Raw genomic sequence first — 12,014 nt, 5'->3', positions numbered from 1 at the left:
ATGCGAACCATGACAGAACCCTCCCGCGCCGGCGCCTCCGCGCTCGCCGGCTACCTGCGCAACGGCGCGTTCGGCCGCGACCTGCTGGCCTCGGTGGTGGTGTTCCTGGTCGCGCTGCCGCTGTGCATGGGCATCGCCATCGCCTCGGGCATGCCGCCGGCCGCGGGCCTGATCACCGGCATCGTCGGCGGCCTGGTGGTCGGCATGATCGCCGGCTCGCCGCTGCAGGTCAGCGGCCCGGCCGCCGGCCTGGCGGTACTGGTGTTCGAACTCGTGCGCCAGCATGGCGTGGCCGCATTGGGGCCGGTGATTCTGCTGGCCGGCGCGATCCAGTTGATCGCCGGGCTGTGCCGGGCCGGGGTGTGGTTCCGCATGACCTCGCCGGCGGTGGTCGCCGGCATGCTCTCGGGCATCGGCATCCTGATCGTCGCCTCGCAATCGCACGTGCTGATGGATGCGGCGCCGAAGGCGCGCGGGCTGGAGAACTTCGCCGCCTTGCCGGCGGTGCTGTGGCAGGCGCTGGATGCGGGCGTGGGCCGTGCCGCGCTGTTGGTCGGCCTGGGCACCATCGCGATCATGCTGGCCTGGGAGCGGCTGCGGCCGCAACCGCTGCGCTTCGTGCCCGGCGCGTTGCTGGCGGTGGTGGCGATGACCGCGCTGGTGCAGTTGCAGGGCCTGGACGTGCGCAAGGTCGACGTGCCGGCCAACCTGTTCTCGGCGATCCAGACCCCGACCCTGGCCGAGATGCTCGGCGTGTTCGATGCGACGCTGCTGCTGTCGGCCTTCACCTTCGCCTTCATCGCCAGCGCCGAGACCTTGTTGTCGGCGGCGGCGGTGGACCGCATGCACGACGGCCCGCGCACCCACTACGATCGCGAACTCGCCGCGCAGGGCGTGGGCAACATGCTGTGCGGCTTTCTCGGCGCGTTGCCGATGACCGGCGTGATCGTGCGCAGCGCGGCCAACGTGCAGGCCGGCGCCGCCACACGCATGTCCACCATCCTGCACGCCGGCTGGCTGCTGGTGTTCGCGCTGCTGCTGCCGTGGCTGCTGCGGATGACCCCGGTGGCGTGCCTGGCCGGCATCCTGGTCTATACCGGGCTGAAGATGGTCAAGCTCGGGCAGGTGCGCGACCTGGCCGCCTACGGCCGCGGCACCGCCGCGATCTACCTGGCGACCACCTTCGCCATCGTCGCCACCGACCTGCTCACCGGCGTGCTGATCGGTTTCGCCCTGTCGTTGTTGCGGCTGGCGCTGCAGCAGTCGCGGCTGAAGGTCGGCGTGCATGCGCACGAGGACGCCGACGGCAGCGCTGCGGCAGGGGCCGGAGCCGGCAAGCTGCGCCTGTCGCTGGAGGGCTCGGCGACCTTCCTGCGCGTGCCGACGATGGCGCGCACCCTGGAGCGGTTGCCGCCCAACACCGAGCTGCATCTGGACGTGGCGCGGCTGCATCACGTCGACCATGCCTGCCTGGAACTGCTGCGCGACTGGAGCCGCAATGCCGCCGCCCGCGGCTGCGCGCTGGTGGTGGACTGGAAGGAACTGGACCGACGCGTGGAGGGGCAGCGCGCGGCGTAGCGGGCCGCGCCGTTCTGATGCGCATGCACGGGAATCGTGCAGGAGTGGCTTCGGTCGCGACCAGTGCAGCTGCGGGTATTCCTGATTCGGAAGCTGTCGCGGCTGAAGCCGCTCCTACAGTGCACCCAGCCGGCTATTCGCAGGCCGTGTAGGAGCGGCTTCAGCCGCGACGAGCGAAGCGGTGGACGTTCCTAACTGGTACGCAGTCGGGACTGAAGTCCCTCCCACAAAAGGCCTCGCCGCTTGGCTGCGCTTGGGAAGCCTTTGTGGGGGCGATTTCGGTTGCGACGAACGCGGCGATAGGTCTTTCGGTTGCGCGAGCGGTCGCGGCTGAAGCCGCTCCTACAGTGCATCCGGCCGGCGATCCGCAAGCTGGTGTAGGAGCGGCTTCAGCCGCGACGAGCGAAGCGGTGGATGTTCCGAACTGTTATGCAGTCGGGACTGAAGTCCCTTCCACAAAGACCTCGTAGCTCAGCTGCGCTTGGGAAGCCTTTGTGGGGCAATTTCGGTTGCGACGAACGCGGCGATAGGTCTTTCGATTGCGCGAGCGGTCGCGGCTGAAGCCGCTCCTACAGTGCACCCGGCTGGCGATCCGCTAGCTGGTGTAGGAGCGGCTTCAGCCGCGACGAGCGAAGCGGTGGACGTTCCGAACTGGCATGCAGTCGGGACTTGAAGTCTCCCCCGCAAGAGGTCTCGCAACTCGATTGCGCCGCGGAAACCCTTGTGGGAGCGACTTCAGTCGCGACGAGGGAAGCGGTGGGAATTCCGGCTTGGGACGCTGTCGCGGCTGAAGCCGCTCCCTACAGTGAAGCTGAGCGGCGCTACGACGGCTGTCGTTGGAACAGCTTCACGCCGGCGTCTTGTCCTTGAACCGGCACAGGTCGCGAATCACGCAGCGCGGGCACTCCGGCTTGCGCGCCTTGCACACGTAGCGGCCGTGCAGGATCAGCCAGTGGTGCGCATCGTGCATGAACTGCGCCGGCACCCGCTTGAGCAGGCCGTCCTCGACCGCGCGCACGTCCTTGCCCGGTGCCAGGCTGGTGCGGTTGGCGACGCGGAAGATGTGCGTGTCCACGGCGATGGTCGGCTCGCCGAAGGCGGTGTTGAGCACCACGTTGGCGGTCTTGCGGCCGACCCCGGGCAAGGCCTCCAGCGCCGCGCGGTCGCGTGGCACGTCGCCGGCGTACTGCTCGACCAGGATGCGGCAGGTGGCGATCACGTTCTTGGCCTTCGCGTTGAACAGGCCGATGGTGGAGATGTAGCGCTTAAGGCCATCCTCGCCCAGCGCCAGGATCGCCGCCGGCGTGTTCGCCACCGGATAGAGACGACGCGTGGCCTTGTTGACCCCGACATCGGTGGCCTGCGCCGACAGGATCACCGCGATCAGCAGCTCGAACGGCGTGCTGTAGTCCAGCTCGGTGGTCGGCGTGGGATTGAGTTCGGACAGGCGCGAGAACAGTTCGTGGATCTCGGCCTTGCTCAAGGTGGGTCCACGCCGCGGCGCGGCGACCGCTGCGCTCATTGCGGACCCCGCGCGGCGGCCCTGGCCTTGGCCCGCGCCAGGATCGCGGCCGCGGCCGGCGGCAGCGACGGCGCCGCGGCGGCGACGGTCGCCGGCGGTGCGCGCCGGGCTTCGCGTGCGGCGGCGCGGCGCGCCAGGCGTGCACTGCGTGCGCGGTAGCGTTCGCGCGCGGCCCAGGCCTCGCGCAGGCGCTGTTGCGCCGCCAGCAGCTGCGTGCGCAGCTGCGGATACGCCGGATCGAGCAGGTCGTCGTCGGCGGTGCCGACGTAGTCCATGAGGCCGGCATCGATCGCCGCGTCGAGATCGTCGTCGAGCACCCAGCGCAACAGGTGCAGCGGCGATGCGGGGGAGGGCAGGTCGGGCATCGGGCGCGCGACTCAGCGATTGCGGAACAGCGGCGGGCGCCGCTCCAGGAATGCGCGCGTGCCTTCGCGCATGTCCTCGCTGGAGAACAGCAGGCCAAACTGCGCGGTCTCGTACTCGAGGCCTTGCTCGATCGCCGATTCGGCGCCGACCTGGATCGCGTCGAGGATGCCGCGCAACGCCAGCGGCGCGGCCGCGGCCAGTTGCCGTGCCAGCTGCAGCGTGGCCTCGCGCAACTCGGCCGCAGGCACCACGCGGTTGACCAGGCCCAACTGCAGCGCGCGCGCCGCATCGATCGGCGTGCCGAGCAGGCACAGTTCCAGCGCCGCGGCGCGGCCGGCCAGACGCACCAGGCGCTGGGTGCCGCCGAAGCCGGGGATCAGCCCGAGGTTGATCTCCGGCTGGCCGAGCCGGGCGCTGTCGGCGGCCACGCGCAGGTGGCAGGCCATGGCCAGTTCCAGCCCGCCGCCGAGCGCGAACCCGTTGACCATCGCCAGCACCGGCTTGGACAGGCGCTCGATCCGGCGCATCAGGCGCTGGCCCAGCTGCGAGAAGTCGCGACCCTGAACCGGTGTGAGTTCGTTCATTTCGGCGATGTCGGCGCCGGCCACGAAGGCCTTCTCGCCGGCGCCGGTCAACACCACGACGCGGATGCCGGGGTCGGACTCGGCCTCGGCGAAGGCCGCGTCCAGCGCCTGTAATGTTTGGCGATTCAACGCGTTGAGCTTGTCAGCGCGGTTCACGGTGACGATGCGGATCGCATCTTGGGTCGTGGTGACGACCGGCGTGCCGGACATGGCCATTCCTGAGATGTAAAAAAAGAGTGAAGGGAACTCCGGCGACGCTTGTTTGTCAGAGTTGCGTCGTCGGTAGCGGTTATGCGCCGCGGCGGCTATCCTAACGCGTCATCTCAGGCGGCACAGGCCGTCCTGTGCCACCACCCTGGAGAATTGTTTGATGAAGTTGCGTTCTATTGCGGTCGCCGTGGCGGCCCTTGCCCTGAGCGGCAATGCGTTCGCCCAGGACACCTCGTCCGAGAAGGGCAAGCTGAGCTATTACTTCGGTTACGACTACGGCAACAACCTTGCCGAACTGTCCGGCCGCGGCGAGCAGCTCGATATCAATGCGGTGGTGAAGGGCTTGCAGGATGCCTACGCCAAGAAGCAGCCGGCGGTCGCCGCCGACCAGCTGAAGCCGGCCGTCGAAGCGTTCCAGAAGCGCGAGCAGGCCCGTGCCCAGCAGGCCAAGGCCGACTACGAGAAGGCCGCTGCCGAGAACAAGACCAAGAGCGACCAGTTCATCGCGCAGAACAAGGCCAAGGCCGGCGTGCAGACGCTGCCCAGCGGCGTGCAGTACCGCGTGATCGAAGCCGGCAAGGGCGCCAAGCCGACCCAGGCCAGCACCGTGCAGCTGGAAGTGGCCGGTCCGTACCCGTTCGGCCAGCGCCCGGCGCAGGCGCGTCCGGCGCAGCAGATCCCGTCGATCAAGGTCAGCGAAGTCGAGATGCAGGCCATGCGCGACACGCTGCTGCAGATGCCGGCCGGTTCCAAGTGGGAAGTGACCCTGCCGCCGGACAAGGCCTATGGCGCCGACCCGCGCACGCCGTTCCCGCCGAACGTGGCGGTGCAGTTCGAGATCAAGCTGATCAGCGTCAAGTAAGCGCGCTGTCCAGTGCATGACGATTGCGCCGGCGGCAACGCCGGCGCAATTTTTTTTGCGGCGGGGAAAGTGCCGCTGCCCGCGAATCGCGCTAGTCTGAGCAGGTGTCGAATCCGATGGATCCCGTCCCCCATGCGTTGCTCACGCCCTGCATCGGTCTGTGCACGCTCGACGCGCAGGGCTACTGCGCGGGCTGCCTGCGCAGCGGCGACGAGATCGCGCGCTGGCGTGGCATGAGCGACGCCGAGCGCCAGCGCTACATGCAGGAGGTGCTGCCGGCACGCGGCTGGTCGCCGACGCCGGGCCAGCGCCTGGCCGAGCGCACGCGGCTGCTGCGTGCGCTGCATCCGCTGCAGCTGCCGCCCGACGGTCCCGGCTGGAACCACCACGAACTGCACGACCTGCTGCCCGACGGCGCACTGGCCGAAGCGGCGGTGCTGGTCGGGCTGCTGCCGCGCGCCGACGGCACCCACGTGCTGCTGACCCGGCGTACCGACAGCCTGCGCCACCATGGTGGCCAGGTCAGTTTTCCCGGCGGCCGCATCGAAGCCGACGACGCCGATGCGGTGGCCGCGGCGATCCGCGAGAGCGAGGAAGAAATCGCGCTGTCCGCGGCGCAGGTGGAACCGCTGGGCTACCTCGATCCGTTCGTGACCATCAGCGGTTTCCGGGTGATGCCGGTGGTGGCCGCGATCGATCCGGCGTTCGTGCCGCAGCCGCATCCCGACGAAGTGGCGGACGTGTTCGACGTGCCGCTGGCCTACCTGATGGCGCCCGACAATCTTCGCAGCATCGAGACCGATTACCGCGGACGGCCGCGGGTGGTGCTGGAATACGGCTGGCCGGGGCAGCGGATCTGGGGCGCGACCGCGGCGATCCTGCTCAACCTGCGCCGACGACTGGAGCAAACCGCATGAGCGAACCTTTCCCCGAGTGGAAGCACCTGGTCGATGCGCCGGCGCTGGCCGCCGCGCTCGGCTATCCCGACCTGCGCCTCGTGGATGCGCGTTTCGCCGCTGCCGCGCTCGCCGATCCGCAGGCCGCGCAGCTCGCGCGCCAGGCCTACACGCAGTCGCATCTGCCCGGTGCGGTGTACGCCGATCTCAACACGGATCTGTCCGACCTCGGCCGCCGCGGCCTGGGCCGGCATCCCTTGCCCGACGCCGATGCGTTCGCGCAGACGCTGGGGCGCTGGGGCATCGCGCCGCACACCCAGGTGGTGGTCTACGACGCCGGCGACGGCAGCATGGCCGCGGCGCGGCTGTGGTGGATGCTGGGCCTGCTCGGGCATCGCCGCGTCGCCGTGCTCGACGGCGGCCTGGCCGAATGGCGCCGGCTCGGCCTGCCGGAAACCGATGCCGCCGCAACGCCTGCGCCGCAGCCGCCGTATCCGCAACGCTTCGACGCCGGCCGTATCGCCGATGCCGAGGAAGTCGCCGCGCGCCTGCACGAGGCGCCGGGCTGGCTGCTGGATGCGCGCGCCGGCGAGCGCTTCCGCGGCGAGGTCGAACCGATCGATCCGGTCGCCGGGCACGTGCCCGGCGCGATCAACCGCCCGCTGGGCCAGAACCTGCGCGATGGGCGCTTGCGTCCGCCGCAGGAGCTGCGCGCCGAGCTGGAGCCGCTGCTGCACGGGCGCGATCCGCGCGAGGTGGTGCTGATGTGCGGGTCGGGCGTGACCGCCTGCCATCTGCTGTTGGCGCTGGAGCATGCCGGCCTGCACGGTGCGCGCGTGTATGCCGGATCGTGGAGCGGCTGGATCGCCGACCCGGCGCGGCCGCGCGCCAGCGGCTAGCTGCCACCGCAGGGGCGCCGTGGCGCGTCGGCGTGGCGTGGAGGAGACATGGGTGGCAACTACAGAGGCTGAGGCGATGCGCTGGCGTGGGATGTGGATGCTGACGGCGGCGCTGGGCCTGGCCGCCTGCGGCGAGCGGCCGCGCGCCGCAGGCGCCGATGCCTCGCCGCGCTCGCAGTCCGGCACGCACTACCGGATGGCGGTGGAACAGCGCCGCGCGCAACGCGTGGCGCGGCTGCGCGCGCCGGGCGGCTGGCTCAGCTATACCGGTTCCGGCCGGCTGCGCAGCGGCGTGCACCAGGTGGGCAGTGCCGCAGGCAACGACGTGCAGCTGCCGTCAGGCCCCGCGCACCTGGGCAGCCTGCGCATCGATGCCGATGCCGGCGTGTCGTTCGAAGCTGCCGAAGGCGCCGCGCCGACGGTGCGCGGGCAACCGTTCCGCGCCGGCCGCCTCGGCACCGATGCGGCGCACGGCAGCGAGACGCGGCTGGCGCTGGGCGAGCAGGAGTTCTACGTGGTGCGCACCGGCAACCTGTTCGGTTGGCGCTTCCGCGATCCGCATGCGGCCGCGCGCGGCAGCTTCCGCGGCATCGACTATTTCCCGATCGATCCGCGCTGGCGCGTGGTCGCCGACTGGCATCCGGCCCCGCTGCCGCGCGCGATCGTACTGCTCACCTCGATCGGCACGCCGCAGCCGCTGGCGCTGGCGGGCAGCGCCGAGTTCACCCTGGACGGCCGCCGCTACCGCTTGCAGGCGCTGCGCGACGACGACGGCAAGCGGCTGTTCTTCCCGTTCACCGACCGCACCAGCGGCCGCGAGAGCTATGGCGGCGCGCGCTATCTGTTCGTGGAGCCGCCGCAGGGCGAGCGCATCGTGCTGGACTTCAACCTGGCGCAGAACCCGCCGTGCGCGTTCACCGTCCACGTGGTGTGCCCGTTGGCGCCGGTCGGCAATCGCCTGGAGCTGGCGGTGACCGCAGGCGAGAAGAACTACGTCGGTCCGCGCTGAGCCTGCGGCGCTGGCGCCGTGGGGCGCGGTGTGGCTGCTGCCTTTGTAGGAGCGGCTTCAGCCGCGACACGCGCCATCAGGGTGCCTGTCGCGGCTGAAGCCGCTCCTACAGGGGGGCGGTGTCAGCGGTCTGAAAGCTCATTTGCCGAGGGCGCATACGGCACCAGCGCAACCGCCTCCAGCACCTGCGCCCACGGAAACAGCGGGCCGGGATCGAGCTTGCGCTGCACCTGCCGCGCCGGATCGTCGCTGGCGGTTTCGCGGCTGCGGTCCAGCGCGTCGTGGCCGGCGATGTGGCGCAGCTGCGGCAACTGCGCCTGCAACTGGTGCAGCAGCGCGATCAGCGCCTGGATCTGCGCCGGCGGATACGCTTCGTCCAGCGCCTGGTGGCGCGAATCCAGCCAATGCGGATAGCGGCCGCGGTTGACCAGTTCGATGCCCAGCGAGCGCGGGTTGTAGCCGCGCACGTGGTGCGCCACCCGCTGCAGCGGCACGTAGCGGTACACGCTGCCGTCGCGGTCGATGTAGAAGTGGCCGCTGTTGCCGGTGCCGGACGGATACAGCACGCGTTCGCCGTAGGCGCGCGCGCTGGCCAGGTCGGGCAGTTCGGTGCAATGGATCACCGCCAGATCGATCGCGTCCAGGGTGCGCGCCTGCAGCCGTTCGACGTAGGGCAGGGGCGCATCGTGGATCGGCAACGGCGGGGTCTGCGACATACACGGATGCTAGCATTCGCCGATGACTCTGAATCCCGATAGCCCGCTGGCGACGCTGCTCGCCACGTTGCCGCGCGCCGGACGCGTGGACTGGATAGGCCTGCGCCCGGCGCGCGACGTGCCGATGCTCGAAGTGGCGCAGGCGGTGGCGCACGCCGATGGCGGCCTGTTCGGCGACCGCTACGCCGGCCGCAACGGCACGCGCGGGCTGACCCTGATCCAGGCCGAGCATCTGCCGGCGATCGCCGCATTGGCCGGCCATGCGCAGGTGGCGCCGGCGACGCTGCGGCGCAACCTGGTCGTCTCCGGCATCCCGCTGATCGCACTGAAAGGGCGCCGTTTCCGCATCGGCGAGGTCGAGCTGGAAGGCATCGCGCCATGCGATCCGTGCTCGCGCATGGAGGACGCGCTGGGCCCGGGCGGCTACAACGCGATGCGCGGCCATGGCGGCCTGTGCGCGCGGATCGTGCACGGCGGCACGCTGCGGCTCGGCGATGCGGTGGTGGCGCTGTGAGCCGCGGCCACTGCATCCTCGCGCACGGCTTCGAGAGCGGCCCGGACGCGATCAAGGTCGCGGCATTGGCCGAGGTCGCGCAGCGGCTGGGCTGGAGCCACGAGCGCCCGGACTTCACCGACCTGGACGCGCGCCGCGAGGTCAGCCAGCTCGGCGACGTGCCGGCGCGGCTGCAGCGTCTGCTCGGGTTGGCGCAGGCCGCCGCGCAGCGCGGGCCGGTGGTGCTGGCCGGCTCCAGCCTGGGCGCCTACATCGCCGCGCAGGTGTCGCTGCAGGTGCCGGTGCGCGGCCTGTTCCTGATGGTGCCGCCGACGCGGATGGGCTGGATGCCGGCGCTGGACGCGGCGCCGGTGCCGATCTCGATCGTGCATGCCTGGCACGACGAACTGATTCCCGCGGCCGAGGTGATCGCCTGGGCGCAGGCGCGCGCGGCGCGGTTGCTGCTGGTCGACGACATGCACCGCCTGGGCGACCACGTCGAGACCTCGGCGCGCGCGTTCGCCGAATTGCTGGAAACGCTGTGAGCGGCGTGTCGCGCGCAGCGGGCCGCATCAACCGGAGCCACCGATGGAACTGAACATCCGCGCCGAGACCCAGGCCGACCACGCCGCGATCGAGGCGCTGACCCTGGTCGCGTTCTTCCGCGTCGCGCACAGCCGCCACGACGAGCAGCAGATCATCGAACGGCTGCGCGCGGACGGCGCGCTGACCCTGTCGCTGGTGGTCGAGCACGACGGCTACATCGTCGGCCATGTGGCGGTGTCGCCGGTGCAGCTCTCCGATGGCAGCCGCGGCTGGTACGCGCTGGGGCCGCTGTCGGTGGGGCCGGGCCACCAGCGCCAGGGGCTGGGCACGCGGCTGGTGCGCGAGGCGCTGGCGCAGCTGCAGGCGCTGGGTGCGGCTGGCTGCGTGGTGCTCGGCGAGCCTGCGTTCTACGCGCGTTTCGGCTTCGCGCCGGAACCGGGACTGGTGTTGCCCGGGGTGCCGGCCGGGTACTTCCAGGCGATCGGTTTCGGCGACCGCCTGCCGCCGGTGGCGGAAGCCGAATACCACGACGCGTTCCTGGCCGGCGGCTGAGCGCCGCCGCCGCGCCTTTGCCCGGCCGCGGACACGCGGGTTACCATCGCGCTTCAGATCCGCGAGCCGAGGATTCCGCCGATGCGCCATTGATGCCGCCGTCTTCGACGGCCTTGTCCGTTCCTGCCGACTGCGGCGGGCGTGACCGGCATCTGTGGAGTTCCCATGACGCATCCCTTGCTCGCGCTGGACAGCGCGTCGTATGTCCTGGCCGATGGCAGGCCCCTGTTTTCCGATCTCGATTTCGCACTCGATGCGCGCCGCACCGGCCTGGTCGGCCGCAACGGCGTCGGCAAGAGCGTGTTCGCGCGCCTGCTGGCCGGTCAATTGGCGCCGAGCGCTGGGCACTGCCAGCGCCACGGCCGCATCCATTACCTGCCGCAGCAGATCGTGCGCGCCGCCGACGCCACGGTGGCCTCGCTGGCCGGGGTGCGCCCGGCGCTGGACGCACTGGCGCGGATCGAGGCCGGCAGCGCCGATCCGGCCGACTTCGACGCGCTCGGCGAGCGCTGGGATATCGCCCAGCGCCTGCGCGCCGAACTGGAACTGCACGGGCTCGGCCAGCTGGCGCCGGAGCGGCCGGCGGCCATGCTCAGCGGCGGCGAGGCGATGCGCGTGGCGCTGCTCGGCGCCTGGCTGTCCGACGCCGATGTGCTGATCCTGGACGAACCGAGCAACCATCTCGACCGTGAGCAGCGCTGGCAACTGCAGCAGCAACTGCGGCGTTGGCCGCACGGGCTGCTGGTGGTCAGCCACGATCGCGCGCTGCTGCAGGACATGCAGCGCATCGTGGAACTGTCGTCGCTGGGCCTGCGCGACTATGGCGGCGGTTACGCGTTCTACACGCAGTGCAAGGCGCAGGAGCGACAGCAGGCGCTGGCCGAGCTGGAACGCTGCAAACACGAACGCCGGCGCCAGGGCGATGCGCTGCGCGAGCAGCAGGCGCGCCAGCAGCGGCGCAGCGCGCATGGCCGCCGCCAGGCGCAGGACGCCAACCAGGCGCCGATCCTGCTTGGCCGGCAGAAGCAGCGCAGCGAACACAGCGCCGGCAGGCACCGGCAGCAAGCGGCTGCCGCGCACGCACGGCTGTCCGCGCAGGTGCGCGAGGCCGCGCACGCGGTCGAGGCCGCGGCGCCGGTCGCCTTGTTCGCGCCGATGCCGGCTGCGGCGGCCGGGCGCCGGGTCGCCGAACTGCGTGGCCTGCGGCTGCCGTACGCGCCGCCGGCGCGCGCCGCGCTGGAGCTGTGCATCGGCGGCCGCCAGCGGATCGGCGTGGTCGGGCCGAACGGCAGCGGCAAATCGACCCTGCTGCGGGTGCTGGACGGCCAACTGGCGCCGCTGGCCGGACGCTGCGAGGTGCATGTGCCCAGCGCCTACCTGGACCAGGGGTTGCAGCTGCTCGATCCGGCACAGCCGCCGCTGGCGCAGCTGCAGGCGGCCAATGCGGTGGCCGACGTGGCCGACCTGCGCACGCGGCTGGCCCTGCTCGGCCTGGACGCGCAGCGCATCGGCGTGCCCAGCGGCCGGCTCAGCGGCGGCGAGCGCCTGAAGGCGGCGCTGGCCTGCGCGTTCTACCGCGATCCGCCGGCGCAGTTGTTGCTGCTCGACGAGCCGGACAACCACCTGGATCTGGACGCGCGCGAGGCGCTGCGGCAGGTGCTGTTGCAGTACCCGGGCGCGCTGCTGGTGGTGTCGCACGATGCCGCGTTCCTCGACGGCCTGCGCCTGGACGCGCGCCTGCAGGCCGATCCGGACGGCTGGCGGCTGGCGCCGTGGTGAGC

The 12,014-nt window shown here is 71.3% G+C and carries 13 protein-coding genes; 9 read left to right on the top strand and 4 right to left on the bottom strand.

All coding sequences use genetic code 11. The features are described from left to right. Positions 1–9 precede the first annotated feature (9 nt). A complete protein-coding gene (locus HDC36_RS06970) occupies positions 10–1,578 on the top strand; it encodes a SulP family inorganic anion transporter (protein WP_179565771.1) in 1,569 nt (522 codons plus the stop codon). A gap of 847 nt (positions 1,579–2,425) precedes the next feature. On the opposite strand, the gene nth is transcribed toward HDC36_RS06970, so the two are convergent. Genes nth through HDC36_RS06955 form a run of 3 tightly spaced genes read right to left on the bottom strand, consistent with a single transcriptional unit; the run spans position 2,426 to position 4,260 of the window. Continuing rightward, positions 2,426–3,100 (bottom strand): endonuclease III, encoded by a 675-nt coding sequence (nth, locus tag HDC36_RS06965; RefSeq protein ID WP_179565770.1) that lies wholly within the window; start codon positions 3,098–3,100, stop codon positions 2,426–2,428. Then, a complete protein-coding gene (locus tag HDC36_RS06960) occupies positions 3,097–3,465 on the bottom strand; it encodes a hypothetical protein (protein ID WP_179565768.1) in 369 nt (122 codons plus the stop codon). The genes nth and HDC36_RS06960 overlap by 4 nt, the downstream gene beginning before the upstream one ends. A gap of 12 nt (positions 3,466–3,477) precedes the next feature. Then, positions 3,478–4,260: an enoyl-CoA hydratase-related protein gene (locus tag HDC36_RS06955; RefSeq protein ID WP_179565766.1), complete on the bottom strand. Its 783-nt coding sequence runs from the start codon at positions 4,258–4,260 to the stop codon at positions 3,478–3,480. A gap of 160 nt (positions 4,261–4,420) precedes the next feature. Here HDC36_RS06955 and HDC36_RS06950 point away from each other — a divergent pair, with 160 nt between their 5' ends. The 4 genes from HDC36_RS06950 (at position 4,421) to HDC36_RS06935 (ending at position 7,926) form a co-directional block, all read left to right on the top strand. Continuing rightward, positions 4,421–5,122 (top strand): FKBP-type peptidyl-prolyl cis-trans isomerase, encoded by a 702-nt coding sequence (locus HDC36_RS06950; protein WP_145707454.1) that lies wholly within the window; start codon positions 4,421–4,423, stop codon positions 5,120–5,122. A gap of 116 nt (positions 5,123–5,238) precedes the next feature. Next, positions 5,239–6,039: a DUF1289 domain-containing protein gene (locus HDC36_RS06945; protein WP_179565764.1), complete on the top strand. Its 801-nt coding sequence runs from the start codon at positions 5,239–5,241 to the stop codon at positions 6,037–6,039. Next, complete coding sequence (locus HDC36_RS06940; protein WP_179565762.1) at positions 6,036–6,917, top strand: sulfurtransferase; 882 nt, start codon at positions 6,036–6,038, stop codon at positions 6,915–6,917. Before HDC36_RS06945 ends, HDC36_RS06940 begins: the two co-directional genes overlap by 4 nt. 76 nt (positions 6,918–6,993) lie before the next feature. After that, complete coding sequence (locus tag HDC36_RS06935; protein WP_179565760.1) at positions 6,994–7,926, top strand: DUF1684 domain-containing protein; 933 nt, start codon at positions 6,994–6,996, stop codon at positions 7,924–7,926. Positions 7,927–8,048: 122 nt separating this feature from the next. Here the strand turns inward: HDC36_RS06935 and HDC36_RS06930 are convergent, their stop codons facing one another. Next, complete coding sequence (locus tag HDC36_RS06930; protein WP_179565758.1) at positions 8,049–8,642, bottom strand: N-acetylmuramoyl-L-alanine amidase; 594 nt, start codon at positions 8,640–8,642, stop codon at positions 8,049–8,051. A gap of 22 nt (positions 8,643–8,664) precedes the next feature. Between HDC36_RS06930 and HDC36_RS06925 the strand changes: the two genes are divergently transcribed. The 4 genes from HDC36_RS06925 to HDC36_RS06910 all read left to right on the top strand — a co-directional run bounded on the left by HDC36_RS06925 (position 8,665) and on the right by HDC36_RS06910 (position 12,012). Further along, positions 8,665–9,156, top strand: a complete 492-nt coding sequence (locus HDC36_RS06925) for an MOSC domain-containing protein (protein ID WP_179565756.1) — start codon at positions 8,665–8,667, stop codon at positions 9,154–9,156. Then, on the top strand, positions 9,153–9,680 hold the full coding sequence (locus HDC36_RS06920) for an alpha/beta fold hydrolase (protein WP_179565754.1): 528 nt from the start codon (positions 9,153–9,155) through the stop codon (positions 9,678–9,680). The genes HDC36_RS06925 and HDC36_RS06920 overlap by 4 nt, the downstream gene beginning before the upstream one ends. 43 nt (positions 9,681–9,723) lie before the next feature. Then, a complete protein-coding gene (locus HDC36_RS06915) occupies positions 9,724–10,233 on the top strand; it encodes an N-acetyltransferase (protein ID WP_179565752.1) in 510 nt (169 codons plus the stop codon). Between the two features lie 165 nt (positions 10,234–10,398). Further along, positions 10,399–12,012 carry an ATP-binding cassette domain-containing protein gene (locus tag HDC36_RS06910; protein WP_179565750.1) on the top strand — a complete coding sequence of 538 codons (1,614 nt, stop codon included), beginning with the start codon at positions 10,399–10,401 and terminating at the stop codon, positions 12,010–12,012. Positions 12,013–12,014: the final 2 nt, after the last annotated feature.

Origin of the sequence: Xanthomonas sp. JAI131 (genome assembly GCF_013410075.1) — a bacterium.
Taxonomy (GTDB): Bacteria; Pseudomonadota; Gammaproteobacteria; order Xanthomonadales; family Xanthomonadaceae; genus Xanthomonas_A; species Xanthomonas_A bonasiae.
This window is presented reverse-complemented; position numbering and strand designations above follow the sequence as displayed.

Bases quoted from the DNA above. Each gene is read 5' to 3' on its own strand.
- HDC36_RS06970 (WP_179565771.1), top strand. From the start codon at position 10: ATGACAGAACCCTCCCGCGCCGGCGCCTCCGCGCTCGCCGGCTACCTG.
- nth (WP_179565770.1), bottom strand. From the start codon at position 3,100: ATGAGCGCAGCGGTCGCCGCGCCGCGGCGTGGACCCACCTTGAGCAAG.
- HDC36_RS06960 (WP_179565768.1), bottom strand. From the start codon at position 3,465: ATGCCCGACCTGCCCTCCCCCGCATCGCCGCTGCACCTGTTGCGCTGG.
- HDC36_RS06955 (WP_179565766.1), bottom strand. From the start codon at position 4,260: ATGTCCGGCACGCCGGTCGTCACCACGACCCAAGATGCGATCCGCATC.
- HDC36_RS06950 (WP_145707454.1), top strand. From the start codon at position 4,421: ATGAAGTTGCGTTCTATTGCGGTCGCCGTGGCGGCCCTTGCCCTGAGC.
- HDC36_RS06945 (WP_179565764.1), top strand. From the start codon at position 5,239: ATGGATCCCGTCCCCCATGCGTTGCTCACGCCCTGCATCGGTCTGTGC.
- HDC36_RS06940 (WP_179565762.1), top strand. From the start codon at position 6,036: ATGAGCGAACCTTTCCCCGAGTGGAAGCACCTGGTCGATGCGCCGGCG.
- HDC36_RS06935 (WP_179565760.1), top strand. From the start codon at position 6,994: ATGCGCTGGCGTGGGATGTGGATGCTGACGGCGGCGCTGGGCCTGGCC.
- HDC36_RS06930 (WP_179565758.1), bottom strand. From the start codon at position 8,642: ATGTCGCAGACCCCGCCGTTGCCGATCCACGATGCGCCCCTGCCCTAC.
- HDC36_RS06925 (WP_179565756.1), top strand. From the start codon at position 8,665: ATGACTCTGAATCCCGATAGCCCGCTGGCGACGCTGCTCGCCACGTTG.
- HDC36_RS06915 (WP_179565752.1), top strand. From the start codon at position 9,724: ATGGAACTGAACATCCGCGCCGAGACCCAGGCCGACCACGCCGCGATC.
- HDC36_RS06910 (WP_179565750.1), top strand. From the start codon at position 10,399: ATGACGCATCCCTTGCTCGCGCTGGACAGCGCGTCGTATGTCCTGGCC.